At 70.5% G+C, this 23,600-nt stretch carries 37 protein-coding genes; 35 read left to right on the top strand and 2 right to left on the bottom strand.

Going from position 1 to position 23,600, the window contains the following annotated elements:
- Positions 1-30: 30 nt before the first annotated feature.
- Entirely contained in the window at positions 31-1,650 is a 1,620-nt protein-coding gene (locus QSK37_RS50370; protein ID WP_285636954.1) for a recombinase family protein, read from the bottom strand.
- Positions 1,651-2,117: 467 nt separating this feature from the next.
- Here QSK37_RS50370 and QSK37_RS50365 point away from each other — a divergent pair, with 467 nt between their 5' ends.
- The gene (locus QSK37_RS50365; protein ID WP_285636952.1) at positions 2,118-2,327 is read left to right on the top strand and encodes a hypothetical protein; all 210 of its coding nucleotides are present in this window, start codon (positions 2,118-2,120) and stop codon (positions 2,325-2,327) included.
- 451 nt (positions 2,328-2,778) lie between these two features.
- On the opposite strand, the gene QSK37_RS50360 is transcribed toward QSK37_RS50365, so the two are convergent.
- Complete coding sequence (locus QSK37_RS50360) at positions 2,779-3,225, bottom strand: hypothetical protein (RefSeq protein WP_285636949.1); 447 nt, start codon at positions 3,223-3,225, stop codon at positions 2,779-2,781.
- A gap of 167 nt (positions 3,226-3,392) precedes the next feature.
- Here QSK37_RS50360 and QSK37_RS50355 point away from each other — a divergent pair, with 167 nt between their 5' ends.
- The 34 genes from QSK37_RS50355 to QSK37_RS50185 all read left to right on the top strand — a co-directional run bounded on the left by QSK37_RS50355 (position 3,393) and on the right by QSK37_RS50185 (position 23,575).
- Positions 3,393-3,641 carry a helix-turn-helix domain-containing protein gene (locus QSK37_RS50355; protein ID WP_285636946.1) on the top strand — a complete coding sequence of 83 codons (249 nt, stop codon included), beginning with the start codon at positions 3,393-3,395 and terminating at the stop codon, positions 3,639-3,641.
- Entirely contained in the window at positions 3,638-3,826 is a 189-nt protein-coding gene (locus QSK37_RS50350) for a hypothetical protein (protein WP_285636944.1), read from the top strand. The genes QSK37_RS50355 and QSK37_RS50350 overlap by 4 nt, the downstream gene beginning before the upstream one ends.
- Positions 3,827-3,897: 71 nt before the next feature.
- Positions 3,898-4,308 carry a hypothetical protein gene (locus QSK37_RS50345; RefSeq protein WP_285636943.1) on the top strand — a complete coding sequence of 137 codons (411 nt, stop codon included), beginning with the start codon at positions 3,898-3,900 and terminating at the stop codon, positions 4,306-4,308.
- Positions 4,305-4,787 carry a hypothetical protein gene (locus QSK37_RS50340; protein ID WP_285636941.1) on the top strand — a complete coding sequence of 161 codons (483 nt, stop codon included), beginning with the start codon at positions 4,305-4,307 and terminating at the stop codon, positions 4,785-4,787. The genes QSK37_RS50345 and QSK37_RS50340 overlap by 4 nt, the downstream gene beginning before the upstream one ends.
- Complete coding sequence (locus QSK37_RS50335) at positions 4,784-5,281, top strand: hypothetical protein (RefSeq protein WP_285636939.1); 498 nt, start codon at positions 4,784-4,786, stop codon at positions 5,279-5,281. Before QSK37_RS50340 ends, QSK37_RS50335 begins: the two co-directional genes overlap by 4 nt.
- A 14-nt stretch (positions 5,282-5,295) precedes the next feature.
- Complete coding sequence (locus tag QSK37_RS50330; protein ID WP_285636937.1) at positions 5,296-6,066, top strand: hypothetical protein; 771 nt, start codon at positions 5,296-5,298, stop codon at positions 6,064-6,066.
- A complete protein-coding gene (locus QSK37_RS50325) occupies positions 6,063-6,272 on the top strand; it encodes a hypothetical protein (protein ID WP_285636935.1) in 210 nt (69 codons plus the stop codon). Before QSK37_RS50330 ends, QSK37_RS50325 begins: the two co-directional genes overlap by 4 nt.
- Positions 6,272-7,180, top strand: coding sequence for a hypothetical protein (locus QSK37_RS50320; RefSeq protein ID WP_285636932.1), 909 nt, complete (start codon positions 6,272-6,274; stop codon positions 7,178-7,180). Before QSK37_RS50325 ends, QSK37_RS50320 begins: the two co-directional genes overlap by 1 nt.
- A gap of 2 nt (positions 7,181-7,182) precedes the next feature.
- Positions 7,183-7,443, top strand: coding sequence for a hypothetical protein (locus QSK37_RS50315; protein ID WP_285636929.1), 261 nt, complete (start codon positions 7,183-7,185; stop codon positions 7,441-7,443).
- Complete coding sequence (locus tag QSK37_RS50310) at positions 7,440-7,607, top strand: hypothetical protein (protein WP_285636926.1); 168 nt, start codon at positions 7,440-7,442, stop codon at positions 7,605-7,607. The genes QSK37_RS50315 and QSK37_RS50310 overlap by 4 nt, the downstream gene beginning before the upstream one ends.
- A complete protein-coding gene (locus QSK37_RS50305; protein ID WP_285636923.1) occupies positions 7,604-7,945 on the top strand; it encodes a helix-turn-helix domain-containing protein in 342 nt (113 codons plus the stop codon). The genes QSK37_RS50310 and QSK37_RS50305 overlap by 4 nt, the downstream gene beginning before the upstream one ends.
- Positions 7,942-8,427: a hypothetical protein gene (locus QSK37_RS50300; protein ID WP_285636920.1), complete on the top strand. Its 486-nt coding sequence runs from the start codon at positions 7,942-7,944 to the stop codon at positions 8,425-8,427. Before QSK37_RS50305 ends, QSK37_RS50300 begins: the two co-directional genes overlap by 4 nt.
- Positions 8,427-9,293: a WhiB family transcriptional regulator gene (locus tag QSK37_RS50290; RefSeq protein WP_432705688.1), complete on the top strand. Its 867-nt coding sequence runs from the start codon at positions 8,427-8,429 to the stop codon at positions 9,291-9,293. The genes QSK37_RS50300 and QSK37_RS50290 overlap by 1 nt, the downstream gene beginning before the upstream one ends.
- Positions 9,293-9,502 carry a helix-turn-helix domain-containing protein gene (locus QSK37_RS50285; RefSeq protein WP_285636917.1) on the top strand — a complete coding sequence of 70 codons (210 nt, stop codon included), beginning with the start codon at positions 9,293-9,295 and terminating at the stop codon, positions 9,500-9,502. The genes QSK37_RS50290 and QSK37_RS50285 overlap by 1 nt, the downstream gene beginning before the upstream one ends.
- Entirely contained in the window at positions 9,499-10,053 is a 555-nt protein-coding gene (locus QSK37_RS50280) for a hypothetical protein (protein ID WP_285636914.1), read from the top strand. The genes QSK37_RS50285 and QSK37_RS50280 overlap by 4 nt, the downstream gene beginning before the upstream one ends.
- Positions 10,046-10,417, top strand: coding sequence for a hypothetical protein (locus tag QSK37_RS50275; protein ID WP_285636911.1), 372 nt, complete (start codon positions 10,046-10,048; stop codon positions 10,415-10,417). Before QSK37_RS50280 ends, QSK37_RS50275 begins: the two co-directional genes overlap by 8 nt.
- Complete coding sequence (locus QSK37_RS50270) at positions 10,414-10,701, top strand: hypothetical protein (protein WP_285636907.1); 288 nt, start codon at positions 10,414-10,416, stop codon at positions 10,699-10,701. Before QSK37_RS50275 ends, QSK37_RS50270 begins: the two co-directional genes overlap by 4 nt.
- 93 nt (positions 10,702-10,794) lie before the next feature.
- The gene (locus tag QSK37_RS50265) at positions 10,795-11,175 is read left to right on the top strand and encodes a hypothetical protein (protein ID WP_285636904.1); all 381 of its coding nucleotides are present in this window, start codon (positions 10,795-10,797) and stop codon (positions 11,173-11,175) included.
- Positions 11,168-12,184 carry a hypothetical protein gene (locus tag QSK37_RS50260; RefSeq protein ID WP_285636901.1) on the top strand — a complete coding sequence of 339 codons (1,017 nt, stop codon included), beginning with the start codon at positions 11,168-11,170 and terminating at the stop codon, positions 12,182-12,184. Before QSK37_RS50265 ends, QSK37_RS50260 begins: the two co-directional genes overlap by 8 nt.
- Positions 12,181-12,723 carry a hypothetical protein gene (locus QSK37_RS50255; protein WP_285636898.1) on the top strand — a complete coding sequence of 181 codons (543 nt, stop codon included), beginning with the start codon at positions 12,181-12,183 and terminating at the stop codon, positions 12,721-12,723. The genes QSK37_RS50260 and QSK37_RS50255 overlap by 4 nt, the downstream gene beginning before the upstream one ends.
- Positions 12,720-12,968, top strand: coding sequence for a hypothetical protein (locus QSK37_RS50250; protein WP_285636895.1), 249 nt, complete (start codon positions 12,720-12,722; stop codon positions 12,966-12,968). Before QSK37_RS50255 ends, QSK37_RS50250 begins: the two co-directional genes overlap by 4 nt.
- On the top strand, positions 12,965-13,402 hold the full coding sequence (locus QSK37_RS50245; RefSeq protein ID WP_285636893.1) for a hypothetical protein: 438 nt from the start codon (positions 12,965-12,967) through the stop codon (positions 13,400-13,402). The genes QSK37_RS50250 and QSK37_RS50245 overlap by 4 nt, the downstream gene beginning before the upstream one ends.
- A complete protein-coding gene (locus QSK37_RS50240) occupies positions 13,399-14,223 on the top strand; it encodes a hypothetical protein (protein ID WP_285636892.1) in 825 nt (274 codons plus the stop codon). The genes QSK37_RS50245 and QSK37_RS50240 overlap by 4 nt, the downstream gene beginning before the upstream one ends.
- A gap of 17 nt (positions 14,224-14,240) precedes the next feature.
- A complete protein-coding gene (locus QSK37_RS50235) occupies positions 14,241-15,068 on the top strand; it encodes a hypothetical protein (protein WP_285636890.1) in 828 nt (275 codons plus the stop codon).
- 74 nt (positions 15,069-15,142) lie between these two features.
- A complete protein-coding gene (locus QSK37_RS50230; protein WP_285636888.1) occupies positions 15,143-15,661 on the top strand; it encodes a hypothetical protein in 519 nt (172 codons plus the stop codon).
- Entirely contained in the window at positions 15,658-15,816 is a 159-nt protein-coding gene (locus tag QSK37_RS50225) for a hypothetical protein (protein WP_285636885.1), read from the top strand. The genes QSK37_RS50230 and QSK37_RS50225 overlap by 4 nt, the downstream gene beginning before the upstream one ends.
- Positions 15,813-16,067 (top strand): hypothetical protein, encoded by a 255-nt coding sequence (locus QSK37_RS50220; RefSeq protein WP_285636882.1) that lies wholly within the window; start codon positions 15,813-15,815, stop codon positions 16,065-16,067. The genes QSK37_RS50225 and QSK37_RS50220 overlap by 4 nt, the downstream gene beginning before the upstream one ends.
- An 85-nt stretch (positions 16,068-16,152) precedes the next feature.
- A complete protein-coding gene (locus tag QSK37_RS50215; RefSeq protein ID WP_285636879.1) occupies positions 16,153-17,985 on the top strand; it encodes a UvrD-helicase domain-containing protein in 1,833 nt (610 codons plus the stop codon).
- Positions 17,986-18,041: 56 nt separating this feature from the next.
- Entirely contained in the window at positions 18,042-20,612 is a 2,571-nt protein-coding gene (locus QSK37_RS50210) for a phage/plasmid primase, P4 family (RefSeq protein ID WP_285636876.1), read from the top strand.
- Between the two features lie 361 nt (positions 20,613-20,973).
- Positions 20,974-21,342 carry a hypothetical protein gene (locus tag QSK37_RS50205; protein WP_285636873.1) on the top strand — a complete coding sequence of 123 codons (369 nt, stop codon included), beginning with the start codon at positions 20,974-20,976 and terminating at the stop codon, positions 21,340-21,342.
- Entirely contained in the window at positions 21,317-22,207 is an 891-nt protein-coding gene (locus QSK37_RS50200) for a hypothetical protein (RefSeq protein WP_285636870.1), read from the top strand. The genes QSK37_RS50205 and QSK37_RS50200 overlap by 26 nt, the downstream gene beginning before the upstream one ends.
- The gene (locus tag QSK37_RS50195) at positions 22,204-22,515 is read left to right on the top strand and encodes a DUF6221 family protein (RefSeq protein WP_285636867.1); all 312 of its coding nucleotides are present in this window, start codon (positions 22,204-22,206) and stop codon (positions 22,513-22,515) included. Before QSK37_RS50200 ends, QSK37_RS50195 begins: the two co-directional genes overlap by 4 nt.
- A gap of 181 nt (positions 22,516-22,696) precedes the next feature.
- On the top strand, positions 22,697-22,846 hold the full coding sequence (locus tag QSK37_RS50190; protein ID WP_285636864.1) for a hypothetical protein: 150 nt from the start codon (positions 22,697-22,699) through the stop codon (positions 22,844-22,846).
- 198 nt (positions 22,847-23,044) lie between these two features.
- Positions 23,045-23,575 carry a hypothetical protein gene (locus QSK37_RS50185; protein WP_285636862.1) on the top strand — a complete coding sequence of 177 codons (531 nt, stop codon included), beginning with the start codon at positions 23,045-23,047 and terminating at the stop codon, positions 23,573-23,575.
- The last annotated feature ends 25 nt before the right edge of the window (positions 23,576-23,600 follow it).

The raw sequence follows: 23,600 nt of genomic DNA, 5'->3' as shown, positions 1-23,600 counted from the left end.
GTCGAATGATGATTCAGCCAAAGGACAACTCTATTCTTCCTGGTCACGGTCGTCTATGCGCGATTCCATCACGGCATCGGGCGCCTGGTCGTCCGGTGCCTCGTCTGTGTCCGGTTCCCACACAGGTGTGACGACGATCCTCGCGGGCGTGCGCACACCGGTGCGGTACACCTTCACATGCCGGATCAGCGTAGCGAGCAGATCACGCTTCCGCGTTACCGCGATCGTGTCCCACTCATCGAGGAGCGTGCGGATCACCGGGATGTGGTCCTGGCGGTTCGCCTGCTCCTCCTCGCCGGCCTCCTCCAGCGCCGCCTCCAGCTCCTTACGTTCGTCCAGGAGCTCCTGGCGGATGCTGTCGTAGATGGCCTCCGGCATGTCCTGATCGAGAGCGCGTTCCTTGACGAGCCGGCCGAGCGCCTTGTCGATCCGTAGCAGCTCCCGCCCGATCCGCTCGCGATCGGTACGCGCGGTGAGCTGTACCGCCTTCCGGGCCTGCGTGACGCGGGCCTGCTCATCTATGTCGCCGGCCCACTTCGACAGCTCGGCCCGCACTGCCTTCTCGACGTCGACGCGGCGGACCCATACGCCCGGGCAGCCGCGGCCCTGGATGCTGAACTTGCAGACGTAGGCGTAGCCGGGCACCCCCATTCCGTGCTGCGCGGACAGCCCGTGTTGGGGGATTCCCTTCTGACCGGCGTGCCCGCACCGCATCAGCCCCGAGGTCGGATAAACCGCCGACTGCGCCCGAGGCGGCAGTTTCCGCTGCCGTTTCCGGCGCGCGAGATACCTTTCCCAGGTTTCCTGGTCGATCACGGGCTCGTGCGCGCCAGGGTGATAGACGACGTTTCCGCAGCGGCCGGGCTGCTTGCAACGGCAGTCACGTCGGTGTGACCGCAGCAGGCCGGCGCCGAACCCCGAATCGAGATACAGGTACAGGCTCTGCTGCGTCCACGTATTACCTCGAACCGTACGGAAGCCTTTCCGGTTCAGCCATTGGACGAGGTAATGACCGGAATAGCCGTCGACGAACCGGATGTAAAGCGATGCCAGAACGGGGCCGAGTACCGAGTTCGGCTCGTATCTCTCGCCCTTCGGGTCGTTAGCGTCCCGGATGAAATGGTTCGGTTTGCCCGGTACGGGGATCCGGCCCAGCCGGTCGTACCCGAACCGGGGCGTCCCCTGCGGAGGAAGCCGGTCGACGTCCCGACGGTACTGGAGCGCTTCCTTCCACTGCTCGGATGCACGGTCGGACTCGAACGCGGCGACCTCGGCGAGCATCCCCCGCGAGAAGCGGCCCGCCGCCGTGCGGGCGTCGACCTCTTCCGTCGCCGACTGCAGGTCTCCGCCGGCGGACTCGACGCGGTCGAGGTTGACCGCCCAGCCGACGCGTTGCCGGCCGAACCGTGAGAACTTGAAGACGGCGATCTCCTTGGCGGTGCCGTCCTCGATCATCGCGATCGCACGCATGACACGGCGCCGGAAATTGCGGCCCGACTTGTCCAGGTCCTCGATCCAGGCGACGATGCGCCGCCCTCGGCGGGCCGCCCAGTCGGTGATCGCCGCTCGCTGCAGCTCGGGGGAGATCATCTCCTCGCGCGCCGTCGACACGCGGATGTACCCGACGGCCGGGATCGGCTCCTCGGGCACCACCGACAGGTTCGCTGCGTTGCTCAGCGGCGGAGGCATAGCACTCCTCTGCGGCCCGACCCGAGCCGCACGTCGAGACGGATCCTCTTCAGGTCGAGATTGATTCCGCAGCGCGCCGGCCGGATGCCTGGCGGCCGATCTGGTCGGCTCGGCGCGGGCGCTTCGGTACGCGGCGGCCGCGGTCGAGGTGAGTGTAACGAGCCCGGTCGGAGAGGTCGTTTCGTCTGCCGGGTGACAGGCGTCGTCGTTGGGTCGCCGGAACCTGTGGTCGGCGGGTTGGCCGGCCGGGCTGGGGAGGGCGACGTCGGCGGTTGCCGTGACGGTGCGCTGCTGGGTACCCGGGTCGGCCGGGGCGGAGGATGCGCCGCATGGTGATCGCCGCCGCGCCCGTGGGGAAGCAGTAACCCGGCAATGAGGACGATGCTCGCCACCACCACGACAGTGGCCGCCGCCGGGTGCTCTTTCGCGTGGCGGACGCCGACGAGGGGCGCTGCCAGGAGGCCACCGCGACGCCGCCGGTGTCGGCGCCACGCGGCACGCGCTTCGTCTTCCGCGACCTGAGTCTCCGCGTCGCTGAGCGCGGAGTTGATGACGATGACCGCGTCGCCGTCTTCCGGCGGGAGCCGCAGCATCCAGTCGAGGCCTTGCGGCAGTTCCTCGCGCTGCCACTCAGGTAGGTCGCTCATCCCTTACCTCCGCGCGTGCCTCCGCGCGCGAACCGCAGCACAGCCCCCCAGATGGCATGTTCCCGTGCCGCGTCCGACGTGCTCCTGCCCCGTACTCCGGCGATAACGGTCGTGCCGTCGACGTCGAGCCGGACGGCTTGCCGCGGTCCACGCAGTGCATGGGAGAGCTCCGCCGGTATCGGCACGTCCGGGACTTCGTTGCCTGGCCACGTGGCTGCGAGCAGAGAACGAGCCGTGGCCAGTTCGGCGTCCTTCTCCGCGTTGCTTCGTTCCAGTTCAGCGATCCGGCGCAGCAGGTCGGTGTCGCTGTGATGACGTGTGGGTTCCACCCGATGTGTCCCCTCCATGCACGTGTGGTGGTTCCCTCCCCGGTCATTTGATGACGCACCATTTCTTACTTAGGTGCACGCCGTTCGTGAATTTGTGACCGGTCCGTTACGTGTTACCCGTACGCGCGCTGGTCGGATTGCCCGGCCTGCCCTTTGTTCTCCCGAATGATTCGGATCGCCGTGATCGCTGCCCGGCGCTCGTCCTCGTCTAGGAGCTCGATGTCCCAGACGGCCTGCAGGGCGGGATCGTCGTACTTGGGGCGCTCGCCAGGGAAGCGGCGGGCGTTGACTGACGTCGGTTCCTTGCCGGCCATGACGTCCTCGAGACTGCCTGGCGCCCAGCCGGCGATGTATTCGATGGCGGACGCGGTCAGGTCTCTGGGAACGGACTCACCTTTGCGGGCCGATCGGAGGGTCTCGTACGAGAGCCGGTAACCGCCCTTGGCGGCCTCGGCTGCGAACTCCCGCCATGTCAGGCCGCGTGCGCGGCGGATGGCGTTGAGTGCGCGATCGAGTCGTTCTGCGGCCTCAAGTTGAGCGGCCTGGCTGCGGGCGGTCATGGCTGCCTTCCTGGGCGGTCTAACGCAGAATAACGCAGCCCGACGCAGAAGTCAGGGGGAAGTCACGGAGAGAGGGGCTTAGACGCACGTCACAGGCGATTGGTTCACAGAATCTCTCCTGTGCTTTCCTGTTGTTCCCTGCGTTGCCCTGCGTTAGTCTGCTCCCCATGACGCAGAAAACCACCGAACCGTGCAGCCCGATGCAGGGCCGCCGGATCGAGCTGGGCCTGACCCTGCGCGACCTGGCCGCCGCTTGCAGCCGGGCCGGCGGTCCGATCTCCGACTCGCAGCTGTCGAAGGTCGAACGCGGCCTGTACACCCCCCGCCCCGCGGCGCGACGGGCGATCAAGACAGTTCTCGGCCTCGACCCCGTGACCGGTGCAGACAAGGCCGCGCGTGAAGGCGGCAAGTCATGACCACCTACGTGCAGGCGGTCGCCAACGCCGCCCAGGTCCTCGCCGACGCCCGCGCGCACCGCGACTCGCTCACTCCTGAAGCGGCCGCTGCCGAGGCGTACGTCCCCGGCGGCCCCAGCGTCGACGAGATCGCCGCCCTCATACGCCGTCACCGCGCGGAAGCACGCAGGCGCATCGCCGCCTGACCCACAAACGTTCGCCGGCCTCCGGGCTGGCGGCACCCAGGCCCGCAACGTCTCACCAGAAAGGCAGGGCCTTGACCAACCTGATCGCGTTCCCCTCCGCGGCGGCCGCCAGCCACCGCACTCCCGCCGTGACCGCGACCGTCGACGAAGCGGTCGTCGTGCAGCTGCTCGCCGCGCGCTGGCCGATCGGCACCCGCGTCCGCCACAAGCACTCCATGTGGCTCGGCACGATCGTCCCCGGCAACCCGGAGACCTGCCCCGGCGCCTACGTCGGCATCGCGCCCGCGCACGCCTACGTCGCAGCCATGGCCAACCTCGAGCCCGGCGTCGTCTGCGTGCAGTGGGACCACCCCGACACCCAGCCCGGCTTCACCGAGCGCGGACCCGTCGACGGACCGTGGCCGCACCCGCGCATCGGCCTGGCCTGGATCCGGCCCGGTGTCCTCCGCGTCGTCCGCGAGCGCGAGAGGCGGACCCGATGACCGCCGCACCGACCCCGCAGCGCTCCGAAAACGTTGAGCAGATCCTGGCCAGCCTCCAGATCGCTGAGCTCCGCGGCGGCCACGCCGGTTTGCTCACCAAGGGCGAAGTCGACCTCGTTTCCGCGGTCCACGCGCTGGTGCGTCACCGGCTCGGGGAGCGCGGCGGCGTCAACGACGATGTCGACCTGCACGAACTCGGCTGCCACTACTTCGAACGCGGCGTCCAGCGGGTCAAGGCCGAGCTGAAGCCGGTCCGCCACACCGCGCCGATCGTCCGCGTACACGCGGACAACAGCCCGTGCACGCACGCGATGAGCCCGAACGGGAAGCCGAAGCCGGGCCAGGGCTGCCCCGGCCCGGCCGGTTACGTCGCCAAGTGCAAGGCGCCCGGCTGCTCGTTCGAGAGCAGCGCGGGGATCCGCGCGATCGTCGAAGACGTCAAGAAAACGCACCTGCAGAACCCGGCGGCCTCCCGATGACCGCCCCGTCGCGCCCCGACGTCGCCACCTGCCCGCGCTGCGCGAACAACGGCCAGACGATCCCCGTGCACGCACGCACCCGCGACGGCGACGAGTTCGAGCACCGCTGCCCGATCTGCCACCACGAGTGGACCATCGTGCGCACGCCCCAGGAGCTGGCGCCGCCGGCATCGCACGCAGCCCTGCACCGGGCCCGTACGACGCTGAAGCACGCGGCGCTGCTCCTCGGCCGCTGGCACCGCGGCCCCGCCGCCGACCCCACCCCGGGTGCCTACATCACCGCCGGCCACGACGCCATCAAGCGGATCGACGAGGCGCTGCGGGACCTGTACGACGCCCGAAGCTCGCTGATCAGCGAGCTCCGCCGCAACCAGGACCTGCAGGACCTGCGCGTCGACGCGATCCTCGCGGCCCGTCGCACCCCCGACACCACGACGACCCCCGGTGCGCACACACCGGAGGCCGCCGAACAGGCGCACCACATCACCCCGTGAAGGAGCTGAGCGCCATGACCACCAACCCTACCGACCAGCCCCAGGCCGCCGAGGGCACGCCGATGTCCACCTGGATGAGCGACGCGACCGTCGCCGCCCTCCAGGAGAAGTACGTCGAACTCGTTGTCGCGGCGAAAGAGTACGACGAGCTCATCGTCGAGGCGCGCAAGGCCGTCGTCGACGCCGAGCAGCAGCTGCGGATGCGGCAGGAGCTCGCGGCCGGCGCCCGCAAGGAGATCGAGGAGACGAAGATCCTCCTCGCGATCGCGCAGGGCCGCGCGCCGCGTCCCGCCCCGGCCGCCGTCCACGCCGACGACATGCGCCTCCTGTTCGGGTCGCTGCGCCTCGCGGGGCCCCCCGACAATCCGATCCGCGACGACTACGCCGAGCATGCCGCGCTGATGCGGCAGGTGATGGCCGCTGCCCTCGACATCGCGGACCGCGCTGACAAGGCCGCCGCGCTGGCGCCGCGCCGCCGCTCGACGCCCGACCGGAGGAACCCGGACGGCAGCACGATCGTCACGGCGAAGCGCACCTGCAACGGCTGCGGATCCGAGCTGGGCGACGCCACCGAGGCCGAGCTGAACGCCTCGTATGAAGGCCGGGAACTGCCCGATGTCCGCGACGAGTGCCCGCGCTGCAACGGCACCGCCCAGCAGCCGGTCACCGGAAACGGCGATGTCCCGATCGCCGACCAGCCGCACCAGCCGGACGCCGCGCCGGCCGCGGCCGCCGAGACCTTCACCGACCCGGTCAGCCCGGCCGAAGGCGGCGAGGGCCAGTGAACGACCTGAGCACGATCGTGTGGATCGTCCTGGCCCTCGCGCCGATCGTGGGCGCGCTCATTGCGATCAAGGCCGGTCTCGTCTCGGACCCGGCTCCTATCCGCCGGGCCCAGCTGGCGCGGCCGCGCGACCGCGAAGACACCGACCCGGACACCGCCTACCTGGAGGCCGACCCCGACAACCACGAATACCGGGCAGGTGCCTGATGCCTCGGATCACCTACGTCCCGAAGAACTTCAGCGACAGCAGCCTCGCGATCATCCTGCAGGCCGATGAGATCTGCCGTGACTACGCCCGCCAGGGCTTCGACCTGACCTTGCGGCAGCTGTACTACCAGTTCGTCGCCCGCGGCTGGATCGCCAACAAGCAGACCGAGTACAAGCGGCTCGGCTCGATCATCAACGACGCGCGCCTCGCCGGCCTGCTCGACTGGAACTACATCGTCGACCGGACCCGCACGCTGCGCGGCCTCTCTCACTGGGACTCTCCCGACCAGATCATCCGCGGATCGGCGTACAGCTACCGCACCGACCGATGGGCGAACCAGCCCCACCGGGTCGAAGTGTGGATCGAGAAGGACGCGCTGGTCGGCGTGATCTCCGGTGTGTGCGGCCGACATGACGTCGACTACTTCTCCTGCCGTGGCTACACCTCCCAGTCGGAGCTGTGGAGCGCAGCCCAGCGCCTGCGCGGCTACGAGGACCACGGTCAGAAGCCGATCGTGATCCACCTGGGCGACCACGACCCGTCCGGGATCGACATGACCCGCGACATTCAGGACCGCCTGGAGCTCTTCGACGCGAACGTCAAGGTCATCCGCATCGCGCTCAACATGGACCAGGTCGAGGAGTACGAGCCGCCGCCGAACCCGGCGAAGCTCACCGACTCCCGCTCCTCTGGCTACATCGACCGATTCGGTTACTCCAGCTGGGAGCTGGACGCCCTCGACCCGACCACGCTCGACACCCTCATCAGCAGCGAGATCACGAGCTGGCGCGACGAGCGCCGGTGGGAGCGCGACACGGCCGCCATGGAAGAGGAGCGGTCGCTGCTGACCGAGGTGTCGCAGCGCTGGGACGCGGTCCGCGAGTTCATCCAGAACGGCGCCGTGTAGTGATGTGCGCCGCTGAGCCCCGGGAGCCCGCGCGCCCTCGCCGTACGGCGCAGAGCGCGGGCTCCCGGCAGCACCTCCACACCGCCGCCGTGTTTGCCGTCTGGTTCCTCTTCACGCTCGCGGACGCGCTTCTCGCCGCCGCGTACGCCACGGAGGGCCACGACCCGACGATCTGCCTGGGGCTCCTCGGCGCGAGCTGGATCCTCGTCACGCCGTACGTCTTCCGGTCGATGAGGCGTCCCAGGCGGAAGGACACGCCGTGACGCTCCTGCTGTTCGCCGCCGCGCTGACCATCGTGCTCGCCGCCCTCGGCGCGCTGTGGGCCGGTCTCCGGCCGCCCGCCGACGACCCCGCCCCGGCCGGCCACCGCCTCCACCACACGACTACCTGCCGCTGCCCACGCGAGCCGGAAGGCGTATCCGCATGAACACAGTTCCCCTGGCAGGAGACACCCCACCCAAGCCGAACACGGGCAAGGGGCGCCTCATCATCTGCCGAAACTGCCGCGAGGAGAAGCGGTACTACGCCGATCACCTGTGCAGCGCATGCTGGAAACGGTGGGACGGCGCCGGGCGGCCCGCGGAGGTCCCGCCGCCCAGGAAGCGCGGCCAGGCCGCAGCTATGCCCAGCCGTCTCCGTGACTACGTCATTGCCAGCGACTCCGGGACGATGTCCGCCGCGAAGACCGCCAAGCGCCTCGGCGTGTCACCGCGGACCGTCTACCGGTACCGGGCCAGGCTCCGGCAAGGCGAGGTGCCCGCGTGAGCAGGTCGAAGGACATCGGCACGCGCGCGGAGACCGCAGTCGTCCGCTACCTCCGCGCGCACGGCTTCCCTCACGCGGAGCGGCGCGCGCTCACTGGCACCCAGGACCAGGGAGACATCACCGGCACGCCCGGCGTGTGCTGGGAGGTCAAAGCCTGGAAGCGGACCGCGGGCGACGGCCAGATCACGGCGTGGCTCGCCGAGACCGAGACCGAGCGAATCAACGCACGCGCGGACATCGGCGTGCTCGTCGTGCGCCGTGCCGGCGTCGGCGACCCGAACGCGGGCCGCTGGTGGGCGATCATGCCGATCCACGACCTGGAGCACATTCTCGCGGCCGGCCTCGCGCGGCTGTTCGACGAGCCGCAGGAGCCGTTCGTCGTGGACAACGCCGCGCCCGTCCGCATGCTCCTGGCCGACGTTGTGCAGCTGCTCCGCGCCGCCGGCTACGGCGACCCGCTCTCGACCGATGCGGATGCGTGATGTCCGGGTGGGAGACCGAAGCCGCATGCCGGGGCATGGACCCCGAACTGTTCTTCCCCCTCGGCCCGCCGCCCGACTCGACGCTCGCGGTGTGCCGGTCGTTGTGCCGGGTCCGCGAAGCCTGCCTCGACGAGGCGCTCGCCCGGGGCCGTCACGGCGTCTGGGGCGGAACCACCAGCGGCGACCGGCGCAGCATGCGCCGGTCCGCTCTCCTCACGCTCACGTCCCGCGCGACCCCGGAGGTCACACCCATGTCTGAACCGAAGTCCGACACCCCCGAGATCACCGAGGCGCTGCTCGACGGCCGCACCGTCAAGGACGTCGCCTTCGCGTTCGACGTACCGCGCCAGCAGATCACCGCGCTCATCAGCCGCACCGAAGGGTGGAGCCTCGACGCCCGCACCGACATGGTCGTGATCGGCAGCCAGCACGGCGAGAGCCCGGTTGACCTGTCTGGGCACGACCGGCCTGACGACGACGTCGACGAGCAGGAGCCCGACGTTGACCTGTCGGGCCTGGAGAACCTGCTCCGCCGCGGCGAGGAGTCAGAGGTGCCCGCGACCCAGGCCGCCGCGAAGAAGGTCCGTGCCGCCGTCGAGGACCTCCAGCAACGGGTCGAGACCGAGGCGGCCGAGAAGCGTGTCCTCGACGAGATCGCCGAGCTGGAGGAGCAACTCGCCGCACGGCGGGCGAAGCTGAAGGAGATCCGCCCCGGCAAGTCCACCACGCGCCGCCCGGCCGGCGACGGCCCCACGCCGAAGGAAGTCCGCGCCTGGGCGGCCGAACGGGGCATCGAGTGCTCGCCGATCGGCCGGGTGCCCCAGGCCATCGTCGACCAGTACCTGGCCGCGAAAGCCGGTGCGTGATGGGCCAGCCGCATCCGCTCATCGCCGAACTCGTCGACGAGCGGCGCCGCCAGGAGCTCACCCAGGAGGCCGTCGCCGCGCTGGCTGGCCTCACCCAGGGCTGCGTCTCCGGGGTCGAGACCGGCCGCGACGCGCGCCTGTCCACTCTCCTCAGCCACGTCGACGCGCTCGGCTTCGAGCTCACCCTCGTCCGGAAGAAGGACGCGTGACGGCGATCGAGGACATGACCGTCGCCGAGCTGCGCGAGGACCTGAAGCTCGCCAGCCGGGAAGCGTACGACGCGCAGCGCACGGTCGAGTCGCTGCTGATGGACCGGGCACGGTGGGAGCGGGAGACCGCCGCGGCGATCCGCCGCCGCGAATGGGAGAACGTCGCGACCCGCGACGACCACTACGCCAAGGCCGAGATCCAAGCCCGTGTGCAGCCGCTCGACGGTGTGCTGTACCGCATCGAGCAGCTCGGCGAACGCGCCGGCGCGGCCGACATCAGGGCGCTGAAAGACGCGGCGCGTGCGGCACGCAACCGGATCGCCTGGGCTCGCGACACCGCCCCGGACACCACCCTCGCCGACGCTGCCCAGGCCGAGACGATGCGGCTGCGGCAGGTCGTCACCGAGCAGGGTCGTGCGCTACATGCCGAGCTGGCGACCGGTGCGCTGCCGTGCCGGTGCCCTGGTTGTGAGCTGATCCGGGCGATGGACGCCGACGCCCCGTCCGTGCGCGAAGTTCTCGCGGCCGCCAGTGAGGTGACCGATGGCTGAGCTGCTGTGCACCCACTGGGTCGCCGCTGAGAGGCGCCGCTGCGGCGCGACCGGCGCACGCCCGTACCTGTCCGGGCTGCGCTGCCCCGGCCACACACCCGCAGCCCTGGCCGATCGGACGGAGCCGAACGAGGCGACGCCGTGCGTGCCGAGCCGCTGCTACTGCGGCAACCCGGAATGCCCCGCGTACACCACGTACGAACTCCGCGACCGGTACGCGGCCGCCGCCGACTCCTGGGCCGCGGTCGACGCCCGCGCCATCGCGTCCGGGAAACGCCGCTCCAGCCCCACCCAGTACGCCGCCGCGAAAGCCGCCGTCGCCGACCAGCGCGACCGCGACGCACGACTCAGGAGGACCGCATGAACAAGCTGACACCGAGGGAACGGGACCTGTTGCAGGTCATCCGCGACGTCTCGCCGTGCCCCGCGGGCTGCCCGTGCCAGTCGCTGAAGCGAGGCCTCGCGGACCGGCTCCGCGCCGAACACCCCGACATCGACGACGTCACCATCGCGCGGATCCTGCTGACCGCCGTCGGGTGCATCACCGCCGCGTCGGTGCTGCACCAGCTGGACGGGCCCCGCACTGCCGCTATCGCGTCCGGCGCCGCCGTCGAGCTCGCCGCCCTGGAGCTCGACCACCCCAGCTGAACGACCCGGTTGTCCACAGGGTGTGAACACCCCAGTGACAGCGACCCCGCGAACCCGATGCAGTGCCCACAGAACCAACCGCCTGGAGAACCGATGACCACGAAGAACGACTCGACGGCCAGCCCGCCGGCGAAGGTCGTCAATCTCGACGACATCGCCGGCCTCGTCGACGCCGACCGCACCTTCACCGCCGAGATCGACCGCCTTACCGAGGCGCACAAGGCCCGTGTCGCGGAGATCGAAGAGGCCCGCGACGGGATCCGCGAGCAGATCCAGCGCCGCATGGCCGACGCCACCGAGGGCCACATCGCCGGCCGCCCCGTCATCCGCTGGGCGAAGAAGAAGCCCGGCAGCCACCTCGACCAGAAGGCCCTGAAGCGCGACCACCCGGAGATCGTCGCCAAGTACACGGTGCCGTCGAGCGCCGCCCGGCCGTACGTGCTCCTCGACCTGGAGGACGGCGACCGTGGCTGACATCGACCCGCGCGTCATCCTCGACACGCCCATGGGGCCGAACGACGCCGGCGCGGCCACTATCCGCGACTACCTGACCCGGCTGCTGGCCGAGCTGTGGAAGGACGGCGAAGGATTCAGCGGGAAGCGCCCGTTCGGGAACTCCAGTTGGGAAGGAGAGCTCCTCTCCGCTCTCGCGAGGGCCGGCCACATCACCGGCACCCTCGACGAAGACGGCTACCTCGACGACGCGGACGAGGAGACGGGGTACGCGCTCATCGCCGCGGCGATCCGGGCGCTCGGTGCGCCAACCGAAGACACCGCAGCCGCGGCCGAGGTTGCCCGGCTGCGCGCGGGCGAGGCCGACGACCCCAGCCCCGCCGACACGATGCCAACGCCCGCGCAGTGGATCCGCCGGTGGAACGACGCGACCGCCGAGCGGCGCCTGGAGGTCATCACCCGCATCTTCGGTGAGCTCGACCGCGCGAGGCGCTGTTTCGAGATGGACCACGAGAACCGCCTCGCGGAGGCCGAGCGGGTCGCCCGCCGCCTCGCCGTCGCACCGACCCGTTGGGCGTACGACCAGGCGTGCAAGGCGCTGTGGAGGCACCGCCAGCGGGCCGACGTCGCCGAGGCCGCCAACGCCCGCGTGCGGGCCATCGTGCAGGCCCTGGTCGACGACGTCCGCGCAAACACCGACGAGCCCGGCGAGCTCATCAACGCCCAGCTGCTCCTCGACGCCGTAGCCACCGCGCTCCTGCCCGCGGACGGGCTCACCACCCCACCGCAGCCGGCCACACCCGACCTGACCGACGGCGAGGTGAAGTTCCTCGCAGACCTCATCGGCGGCACCGGCGACTTCGTCTGGGGCGGCCTGGCCGTACAGCACGGCATGGACCTGCGGGACGTCGAGCAGCTCTACCGGAAGCTCGCCGGCCACACCGACCCGTCAGCCGAGGCCGCGCCGCGCGAAGGCTGCGTCGACCACATGCCCACCCCCAACCCCGACTGCGAGGCCTGCACCCGATGAACGCCTTCCGCCGCGCCCTCCGCGAGTTCTTCCACCGGCCGCCCGCCGAGGTCGACATACGGCCGCTCGACATCGCCCAGGCCCGCGCCGAAACCAAGGCCGCGCGCGCCGAGCTCGCCGCCGCCCGCGACAAACTCACCGCCGCCGAGACCGAGCTCGCGCGCCGCAGCGCCGGCCTACCCGTCGACCTCGACGTGGTCCGCCGCAGGAACGGCCGAGCGCTCCGCGAGGTCCAGGCCGTCGTCGACGGAGGCTCCGGCAGGTGGCGATGCAGCGTCCCCGGCCGGCCCGGCTACGACACCGACTCCATCGTCAACGCGGCCCTATTCGACGAGCAGTACCTCATGCGTGAGGTCGGCCGGCTCCGCGACCTCGTCACCGAGATCCTCGGCCGCTTCACCCAGCCCGGCCACCCCGGCGAGCCGTGCCGCAGTACCGGCTGGATCAGCGAGAAGCAGCTCACCGCATGGCGGCAGGCCGCTGGGCCCTCGTACGCCACCGGCGGCACCGTCAACGCACCCGCTGGAGGTAACCGATGAGCCGCGCCAAGGCGCACACCCGCGTCGGTGCCACGCTCGCCGTTACGGTCTTCGCCCTCGCAGGCTGCGGCGGCGACCGACCCGGGGAACCCGACGGGCAGCCGACCGCCCCGCACACCAACATCGACAACGGCCAGGGGCTGACGGTCGTGCACGTCAAGGTCGACGGGGGCCGCCTGGTCACCTGCGTGATCTACGACGGCACGAACCGCGGCGGCCTGTCCTGTGACTGGAGCGCCCGATGAGCGGCCAGGAGGTGGTTTCCGGGCCCGGCGCGATTGTCACGCACGGCGAGCTCCCGGTCGGGTACGTCCCGCCGTCGGCGAGTGTCCGGCCGCCGGCGTCCGAAGCGCTGGACCTGGCCGCCGTCCGCGACCGGATCAAGCGCGCGTACACGGAGGTCGGTGAGGTCTCCGCCCAGGGCGCGCACCGCCGCTGGCGGATGAGCATCCCCTCGCGGCCCGACCGCGACAGCGACCTCATCATCTCCGCCGCGCTGAACGACGCGGAGCTGCTCGCCGCCGAGGTCGAGCAGCTCCGCGCGCAGCGGGATGCCGCTCTCGCTCTGCACCAGCCGGATGACGAGGGCCGCTGCAAGAAGTGCGTCCAGTCGTGGGCGCACGAGGAGACCGAGGCGGCGCCATGCCGTACAGCCCGGGCGCTGGGAGCCGGGCAGTGACCGCGCCGACGTTCACCCAGCCCGAGGCCGGCGCCGTCGACCTCGGGCAGCCCGGCGCCGACGAGAACGACGCCGTCGCCGGCGAGCTCGCGCACATCATCCGCGACGCCTCGACGAACGCCCCCCGCTCCCGGCAGTCCCACATCGGCCCGTCGGAGGTCGGCGACACCTGCGACCGGAAGATCGCATACAAGCTGCTCGACTGGGACAAGGCGAACACCGGCAACGACCCGCTCGCGTCCATCATCGGCACCGGATTCCACGGCTGGGCCGAAGAGGCGTTCTCGCGGCCCGAGCTGGGCGGCCGGTTCATCGTCGAGCAGCGCCTCACGATCGCGCCGCCGCTCATGCCCGGCGGGTCCTGCGACCTGTACGACCGGCTCCACGACCGCGTCATCGACTGGAAGGTCGTCGGTGACTCCGTCATGCGCAAGTACAAGAGCGAGGGGCCGCGGCGCAAGTACGTCGTGCAGGCCAACGTGTACGGGCTGGGCTGGGAGTTCCTCGGCTACAAGCCGCGTGAGGTCGCCCTCGCGTTCGTGCCCCGCACCGGCTACCTGTCCGGCCTGTGGGTGTGGAAACAGCCCTACGACCGGCAGGTCGCGCTCGACGCTCTCCGCCGCATGTACACGATCCGCGACCTGATCATCGCCCTCGACCCCGAGGCGAACCCAGCGATGTGGTCGCTGATCCCCGCCGACCCGGGCTGGGACTGCAAGTACTGCCCCTACTTCAAGCCCCGCTCCACCGACCTGAGCGAAGGCTGCCCCGGCAACCTTCCGCCCAAAAACCCCACCACCGCACAGGCCAAGGCCGCATAGGAAACAGGGAGAAACACATGTCCATGCCCACCTTCGGGCAGCCCAGCTCCGGCGACTGGTTCAAGCCCGCCGACGCGTTCGGGCACCTCATCCTCGTCACCAAGGTGCACGAGATCGGCACGAAGTACGACAACCTCGCCAGCGCCGACAAGCCGCACGCGGTGTTCGACATGGTCGACCTCGACACCCCGAACCCCGTCCTGCAGCAGCACGTCAACGACTCCCACCCCGGGGTCGTCGGCAAGCTGGGCAAGGCGCTCCGGACCGGAGAGATGGTCCTCGGGCGCATCACCCAGGCGCCCGGCAAGGGCGACAACCTCGCATGGGTCCTCGGGCCGTTCACGCCCGGCCAGGACGACCACCGCGCCCAGGCGTGGCTGGCGGCGAACCCGATGAACAACTTCGGCCAGCCCGCCCAGCAGGCCGCGTCGAGGCCAGCCCCGGCGCCCCAGCCGCAGCAGTACGCCCAGCAGGGGCAGCAGTACCCGGCGCAGGGGGCCGCGCCCCAGCAGTACGCGCCGGCCGCCCCGCAGCCCCAGTACGGGCAGGCGCCTCAGCAGTACCCGGCCCAGGCCGCGGTCCCCGCGCCGCAGCCGCAGTACGGGCAGCAGGGCGTCCCGCCTCAGCAGGCCGCGCCCCAGCAGTACGCCCAGGCGCCGCAGGCCGCCGCTCCGGCACCCCAGCCGCAGCAGCAGTACGCGCCCGCCCCGCCCGCGCCCGCCGCGCCGCAGCCGCCGGCGGGCGGCCAGCCGTACGACGTCAACCAGATCACCCCGGAGGCCCAGGCACTCCTCCAGCAGCTGCAGAACGGCGGCCAGCTCCCGCCCGCGCCCCAGGGCGCCTGACCCACACCCACCAGGGGCGGGCCGCACCTTCCCCGGCGGCCCGCCCCGCCACCCACCCGACAAGGAGCACCCGAGTGCAGATCGAAGTGAAGGTCGGCGACGTCGACCTCAGCACCGCCATCCGTGGCTACTACGGACCGAACGACGAACCCGCGACGCTCGCCGACCTCGTCGTCACCGAGCTCGCCTCCCGGTTCATGCAGACCGACGACTGGTCGACGCTCCGGCGCCGAATCCGCGAGATCCGCGACGAGGAGATCCGCGCGCAGATCACCCCGATGATCGCCGAAACGATCGCCAAACCCATCCAGCGGACCGTCGCCTACGGCGACCCGATCGGAGAGCCCATCTCCATGCGCGAGGTCGTCGTCGACGAGGCCCGCAAGATCCTCCAGGGCACCCCGAAGGGCAGCTACGACCGGAACGCCCAGCCGCTCGGCCGGCAGCTCATCCACGAGATGGTCAGCAGGGAACTGAAGACCGAGCTCGCCGACGCCATCAAGGCCGAGCGGCAGAAAGTCGTCGACGCCGTCCGCGCCCAGGCCGCCGAGCTGATCACCGAGGCCGTCACGAAGGGCGTGACCGGCCGATGAGCGACGTCAGCAGCGTCCGGGACCGGCTCGTCGGTCTGCTCACCGGCGAGACCGACTTCGACACCGAGAACGTGAGCGCCATCGACGGTGAACCGGACGTCCTCGGCCTGGAGGTCGACGGCGAGCTCTACTTCCTGAAGGTCATCCCCGCATGAACGACCAAGACGTGCCACAGCCGTCGACCATCACCGTCACTGGCGTCCCGGCGTCGGTCTCGTTCGAACAGGTCCAGCAGGCCGTCCGCCTGCTCGGCATCGACCCGGCCAACGTCGCCGAAATGTCGTTTACCACGTCCGCTGTCCACGTCGAGGTCTTCAGCGACGGCAAGCCGCGTACGCCGGGCCACCGCTGGACGCACGACGGCAAGAACATCGCCACGCATCGCCTGACCATCCCCGTCACCTGATGGTCGCCCCGTCACCAGGCCCGGCCTGGCGCCCGCCCACGACGGAGACGGGGCACGAACACCACCCCGACGACAGGAGACGACCTTGACCTTCCCGTTCACGCAGCCCGCCGAACTCGACCCGGGCCCGCCGATGTTCACCCAGCCCGTTGACGAGCCCGCGCCGCCGATGTTCGCCCAGCCGGCCGAGGAACAGCCGGGAGCCAGCAGCCTGTGCCGTGACTGCCACGTGCCGCCTGGCCGCCCGCACGACGACGGCTGTGACGTCGCTCGCTGCACCGTGTGCGGCCACCAGCGAATCACCTGCAGCCACGGCCCTGAGCCCATCGGCTGGGGCGAAATCTGGAGCGGCACGCTGCCAGCACCCGCACCTCCGGCGCCGGGCCTGCCCGCGTTCCTCCAGCCCGCCGACGAGCAGCCCGCGCCGGCCGCCCCGGCGCTGAGCGGCTTCACCATCGCGCAGCTCACCGGCCGCACCCCGACCGACGAGCAGCAGGCCGTCGTCGACGCGTTCGCCGCCGGGAAGCACCTCGTCGCCGAGGCCGGCGCCGGATCCGGGAAGACATCCACGCTGGAGATGCTCGCCGCCGTCGCGACCGGCCGCCGCGGCACGTACTTCGCGTTCAACCGTGCCATCGCCGACGAGGCCCGCCGCCGCTTCGGCCCCTGGGTCACCTGCTCGACCGCGCACAGCCTCGCGTACCGAGCCCTCGGCAACCAGTTCTCCCACCGGTTGAACGGGCCTCGTGTCCCCGCTCGCGAGACCGCGCGGATGCTGAAGATCACCAAGACCATCAAGACGCCCGCCGACCGGATCCTCACCCCCGCGATGCAGGCCCGGATCGTCTCCGACACGGTCACCCGCTTCTGCTACTCCGACGCCGCGGTGATCGAGCCGTGGCACGTGCCTCGCGTGCCCGGCCTGGATGACCACGCGACCGTCACGATGCTCCGCCAGACGCTCCTGCCGTACGCCCGCCGCATGTGGGACGACGTCACCCACATCGACGGGCAGCTCCGGTTCGCCCACGACCACTACCTGAAGATGTGGCAGCTGTCCGGGCCCGTTCTGCCCGCCGACTACGTCATGCTCGACGAGGCCCAGGACGCCAACCCCGTCATCGCCGCGATCGTCGCCGCCCAGGGCCACGCGCAGCGGATCCTCGTCGGCGACCGAGCGCAGGCCATCTACGGGTGGCGGGGCGCCCGCGACGCCATGGCCGGCTTCGACGGCGAACGCCTCCGCCTGTCCCAGAGCTTCCGGTTCGGCGACCCGATCGCCCGCGAGGCGAACAAGTGGCTGAGCCTCCTCGACACCGACCTTCGCCTCACCGGCTACGACCAGATCACCTCGACCATCGGCGCCCTCGAGGAGCCGACCGCGATCCTGTGCCGCTCCAACTCCGAGACGATCCGGCAGGTCATGCTCGCGCTCGCCGCGGGGAAGCGGGTCGCGCTCGTCGGCGGCGGCCGCGAAGTCCGCAAACTCGCCGAGGCAGCCGTCACCCTCAAGGCCGGCAAGGGCTGCTCCCACCCCGAGCTGTACGCCTTCCGCACGTGGGCCGAACTCCAGGAGTACGTCGAGCAGGACAGCGACGGCTCGGACCTGAAGACGTTCGTGAAGCTCGTCGACGAGCACGGCCCCGACGTGATCATCGACGTCATCGAGCACCTCGTCATCGAGCAGCACGCCGACGTCACCGTCTCCACCGTCCACAAGGCCAAAGGCCGCGAGTGGACGACCGTGAAGATCGCGAACGACTTCCCGCGGCCCACAAAGGTCACCGGCGGCGAGGGCGACGGCGAGGAGGACCAGGGCGTGCCCGCCGAGGACGCCATGCTCGCCTACGTCGCCGTCACCCGCGCCCGCGAAGGCCTCGACCGGACCGGCCTCGCCTGGATCGACCACTACGCCTGACCCTCGCCCACCTGCATCCCTGTCCCCGACATACCGCGCACCCGCAGGAGCTCCACTTGAGCGACGACGCCGACGCCACCCAACCCGCGGACCTCACCACCGCGGCCCTCCATATCCACGACGTCGGCATCGCCGTCCTCCCCGTACGAGGAGACGGCACCAAGGCGCCCGCCGTGAACTGGCGCGACTACCAACACACCCCGCCCACCCGCCAGCAGGTCGAGGACTGGGCCCGCCGGCACCACGGCGTCGGCGTCATCACCGGCGCCGTGTCCGGCGAACTGGAGATGCTCGAACTCGAGGGCCGCGCCGTCGACGCCGGGCTACTCACCGAGCTCCTCCAGCTCGCCGGAGCGGCCGGCCTTGGCGACCTCCTGCAGCAGCTCCTCACCGGCTACCTCGAACGCACACCGTCCGGCGGCGTCCACATCCTCTACCGCGTCACCGGCGCGGCCGCCCGCCCGAACACGAAGCTCGCATCCCGGCCGGCGTACGAGCACGAACTCACCGACGACGAACGCCGCACCCGCGAACGGCAGCCCGGCAAGGTGTTCCGCCGGGTGCTCCTGGAGACCCGCGGCGAGGGCGGGTTCGTCGTCGTCGCACCCACGGCCGCGCGCTGCCACCCGACCGGCCGCCCGTGGGAACTCCTCGCCGGCGGCCCCGCGACCATCCCCACCATCACCGGTGAGCAGCGCGACGCCCTGTACGAGCTCGCGAAGGCCTTCGACCAGACACCGCCGCCGCCCGAGCCGATCCGCTTCCTACAGCCGTCCGACGACCGCGAGCACGCCGCCGGCGGCATTTCCCCGGGCGACGACTACGAAGCCCGCACCGACTGGGCGGACATCCTCGGCCCCGCCGGATGGACGCTCGTGTTCCACCGCGGCACGACCCGCTACTGGCGGCGGCCCGGGAAACGCGACGGCCTGTCCGCGACCACCGGTGCCCGCGACGACCGCGACCGGCTGTACGTCTTCACCACCTCGACCGAATTCGAGGCGGAGGTGCCGTACACGAAGTTCGGCGCGTACGCCCTGATGAACCACGCAGGGGACCACTCCGCGGCCGCCAAAGCTCTCCAGGCCGCCGGGTACGGGCAGCGCCCGCCCGAGCCCTCCCGGCCCGTCCTCGGCCCGCAGCCGATCCCCACGGGCCTCGGCGTCGACGGCAGCCTGGCCACCGTCACCGAACTGAACCCCGGCCAGGCGCAGCCGCTCACGCTCGTCGAGGAACGCACCTACGAACGCTCCGACGACGGCGCCGCCCTCGCCCTCGTCGACCGGTTCGGCGACGTCATCCGCTTCTGCCCCGACCGCGGCCGCTGGCTCACCTGGGACGGCACCCGCTGGCACTGGGAACCCAGCAGCGGCGGCCTCGTACGCGAGTACGCGAAACGCGTCGCCCGCGGCCTGCCCGAAGGCCCCGACAAGGAAGCCGAGCGGCACAAGAAGCGCGCGCTGTCCGCCGTCGGCACGAGTGCCATGCTCCTCCAGGCCGAGACCGACACCCGAGTCGTCGTCACCCTCGACGACCTCGATAACCACCCCTGGCAGCTGAACACCCCCGCCGGGATCGTCGACCTCCGCACCGGCGACCTCCTGCCCGCCGACCCCGCCATGCTCCACACCCGCATCACCGCGTGCGCTCCCGACCCGAACGCCGACACCAGCCTGTGGAACGCGTTCCTCGGCACCACGTTCAACGCCGACGCCGACCTCACCGGGTACCTCCAGCGGCTCGTCGGATACTCCGCCACCGGCGCCGTCACGAAGCACGTACTGCCGTTCGCGTTCGGCTCCGGAGGTAACGGCAAGGGCGTCTTCCTGGAGAGCCTCACGAGCGTCCTGGGCGACTACGCCACCACCGCGCCGTCCGGCTTCCTCATGGCCAAGGCGCACGCCGCCCACGAGACCGAGATCGCCCGTCTCGCCGGCGTCCGCATGGTCGTCTGCTCCGAGGTCGACGAAGCCGACCGGTTCGACGAGGCGAAGGTGAAACAGCTCACCGGCGGCGACACGTTGACCGCGAGGTTCATGAGGGCCGACCACTTCAGCTTCCAACCCACACACCACCTCTGGCTGATGGGCAACCACCGGCCCGTCGTACGCTCTGGCGGCCGCGCGTTCTGGCGCCGCCTTCGCCTCATCCCGTTCGTGCATGAGGTGCCCAAGGACCAGATCATCGACGACCTCCAGGGCATCCTTTCCCGCGAACACGGCCCCGCCATTCTCGCGTGGATAATTCGCGGCGCCGTCGAATTCGCCAAAGGTGGACTCAACGAACCGGAGTCGGTCAAGGCCGCTACGGCGGAATACGAATCCGACCAGGATTCCATCGGTCAATTCGTGCAGGAATATTGCAACGTCGGCGGCGGAGACCTTGTCCGCACACGGGTGTCGAAGTTCCGCGAGGAATACGAACGGTTCTGCTTCACCGAGGGCGAGGACCCCAAGTCGGCGAAGGCCCTCACGACCGCCCTCGCGCGCTACGGCGTCGCCTCCACCAAGGGCGCCAAGGGCGCTCGGTTCTACACCAACATCTGCCTCCTGGTGCCCGAGGACGGGCCGGACGACACGCCACCCGACGACGATCCGCCACCCGCCGAACAGCTGGGATGGAGGTGACCACGGTGATGGGTGGCGGATTCCCCGGTGGCGAAAGCGCCACCCGCCCCCCGCGTCATCCACAGGTACGATCCGCCACCCGTGCGGCATGGATCGATACGGAAGGATCCGCCACCTGGCGCGCGATCGCTGCAGCGCAGAGGCAAGGATGCGGCGAAGGATCGGCCACCCGAACCATCGTCAACAGGCCGTGGAAAACCGCCACCGAAACGAGTTATCCACATGCCGTAGGTGGCAGGTGGCAGTTTTCCCCCAGTTATCGCCTATGCGCGCGCGTGCGTATACGCGCATCGTGCTCAACAGGAGCACCTGCCACATCCGCCACCCCGGCCGCTGAGACCCCGGCAGCGGAGTCGGCCGCATGAGCGCGTTGCAGAACCCCGCCCGCGCCCTCCAGGCCGTGCTCGTCGCCTGCGGCCGCTGCCGCTGCGCCGTCATCCACGCCCTCGACGCCCCGGTCTGCGCCTTCGAGGTCCGCCTTGACCCCGAACCACTCACCGAGATCGAAGAACTCCAGGCGCTCATGTCCGGGCGAATGACATACGACCTCATCCGCGTCGGCCACCACCACGAAATCGCCTACCGCGACCAATGGCGAATACGGAAACGTAAATACCCAGTGCTCGTCACCCACCAATGCCCCGGCCGAATCCCCGCCACCGTCGCAACACGAATCACGACCTCGACCACGAAAGGCGACCGGAATGCACCACAGCGACCGCCGTTCTGAAGAAACACCGGCCGAGGCCCTCGCCCGACTCGTCGGCGAACTCGTCGACACCGTGCAGACCACCGCCGAGGTCACCCGCTACCGACGCGTCCGCCGCGGCCCCGACCGCACCATCGCCGTCATCGACCTCACCACCCACCGCACCCGCGCACCCGGCATCATCGACCAGCTCCACGCCATCCAGGCCGCCGCCAAGACCGTCGCCGTCGACCGGTACCGGTGGGTCCGCAACGACGACGACCCCTGCCCGTCCGGGACGGTGTGCGCCCACGGCCGCTGGGTGTACCTCCGCACCGAACGCCGCCCGGCCGCGCCCTACGGCATCGTCACCATCGGCGACGCCATACCCCAGGGCAGCCCCGGATGGGACGCCGACGGCGCCCTGTCGCCCATGCCCAGCGGCAAGAGCTTTGAGTCCCGGTCGCCGGCGACCGCCGCCCTCGAGCTCCTCCTCGACATCCGCGCAGGCGTCACCGAGCTCCGCGAACAGCTCGGCGCGACCACACCGCAGCCGTCCACCAAGCGCGGGCTCCGCGAGCTCGTCGGCCTCGTCCTGGCCGTCCACGAGGACGACGCGCACCGGGTCGCCGGCCGCGTCCGCTCCTGGGTGTCCACCGCGAAGATCCTGCTCGGCTATGAGGCGCCCATCGTCGCCCTGCGCGACATGTACTGCCGGTACTGCGGCGGACAGCTCATGGTCCGCGCCGACGCCTCCAGCGCCGTCTGGTGCGACGGGTACGTGCCAATCCACGGCCCTGCCCGCGAAGGCGGGACGTGGCCCATCGACTGGGTCCGCTGTGGTGCTTCCTGGCCCCGCGGCTCCTGGGTCGCGCTCCTCGACGAGATGAAAGGCTTGAGCGCATGAGCGATCTGGCGGAGTTCCTGCGGGCCCGCCTCGACGAAGACGAGCGTGACGCGCAGGAGACGGAGCGCCTCGTTGAGAGCGGCATGGAGGTACCGGGTGCCGTGACCTACAGCCCGGAACGCGTGCTGCGCGAGGTCGAAGCCAAACGGCAGCTTGTGCGCGAGATCAGCACCCTGACCGAGTTCGACTGGGGTGAGCCGGACGGCTCGATGCGGAGCGACTACGTCGAGGCTTTCCGCCGCGTGCTGCGCATACACGCCCTGCCGTACGCCGACCACCCGGACTACCGCGAGGAGTGGCGGCCATGAGCGAGCCGTGGATCCCCGTCGTCGCTTGGTCGGCCGAGCCGAGCCGGAATGCCGTACGTCTGGAGATTGTCCACGATCCGGACGTCGGGACCCTGGCCGAGCTCACCGCGCCCGACGGTCGGCGCTTCTACGGCTGCGATCCAGGGCCCACTTGTCGGTGGCCTGCGCGACAATGATCGGCATGTACCCGCGGCCCAACCCGATCTGGGACGGCGTCCGCGACGACGCCCTCACCGCCCTTGAGACCGCCGTCGCCGCCGGCTCCCACGTCGACCCTGCCCGCCTCGCCCGCATCCTCGCCCAGGTGACCCAGCGGGCAGGCCAGGGTTGACCCGCCCGCCGATCCTCGTCGACGTCGCCCAGGCCGTCGAGTGGACCGGACGCCCCGCCGGCACCCTCCGCCGCTGGGTCCACGAGAAGCGCATCACCCGGTACGGCACGGCCCGCCGGATGCTCCTTGACCTCCGCGAACTACCCGAGAGGGCAACGCAATGTAACGCACCGCTGCGAACCGGCGGATGATGAAACCGTGAGCGTACTTCAGTTCATCGATTCCCTCGTCGGCCGCCTTGCATGGCCGATCGTCGCACTGGCGCTCGGGCTGGTGTTTCGTCGGCCGCTTTCGAACCTCATTGGCCGATTAAACAAGCTGCGCTGGGGCGAAAAAGAAGCAGTACTGGAGCTGGCTGGAGCAACCAGCGAAGTTGAAGAGGCGGTGAAGGATGCCGCAAAACCGTTGATCGAAGGCCATCCCGAGAACGAAGAAGAGCGACTCCAAAGTATCGAGCGCCTTGTACAAGAAGCCGCGTCCCTTGGCTTTCGGTACGGCACGGCGGGCGTGAAGGCGATGCCAACAATTGGGATCCAGTGGTACGACGGGGAGCCCGTGGTCACTATCGCTGGCGTGGACGCTGTCCACATGGAGCGAATTATGAACGACACGGAGGATATGCTGGACAGACTCGCAGAGGTCCACGGCGGCGTGTATCGGGAGAGTCTCCAGATGCTTCGATCTATGAAGCCGAAGCGGAGACCGGTGCCTCCCAACAAGCGGGGATAGCAACGCAAGATAACGCATCGTGACG

The organism is Actinoallomurus iriomotensis (assembly GCF_030269445.1).
Lineage (GTDB): Bacteria > Actinomycetota > Actinomycetes > Streptosporangiales > Streptosporangiaceae > Actinoallomurus > Actinoallomurus iriomotensis.
Note: the sequence above shows the minus strand (reverse complement) of the source record. Positions and strands in the feature narration are given on the sequence as shown.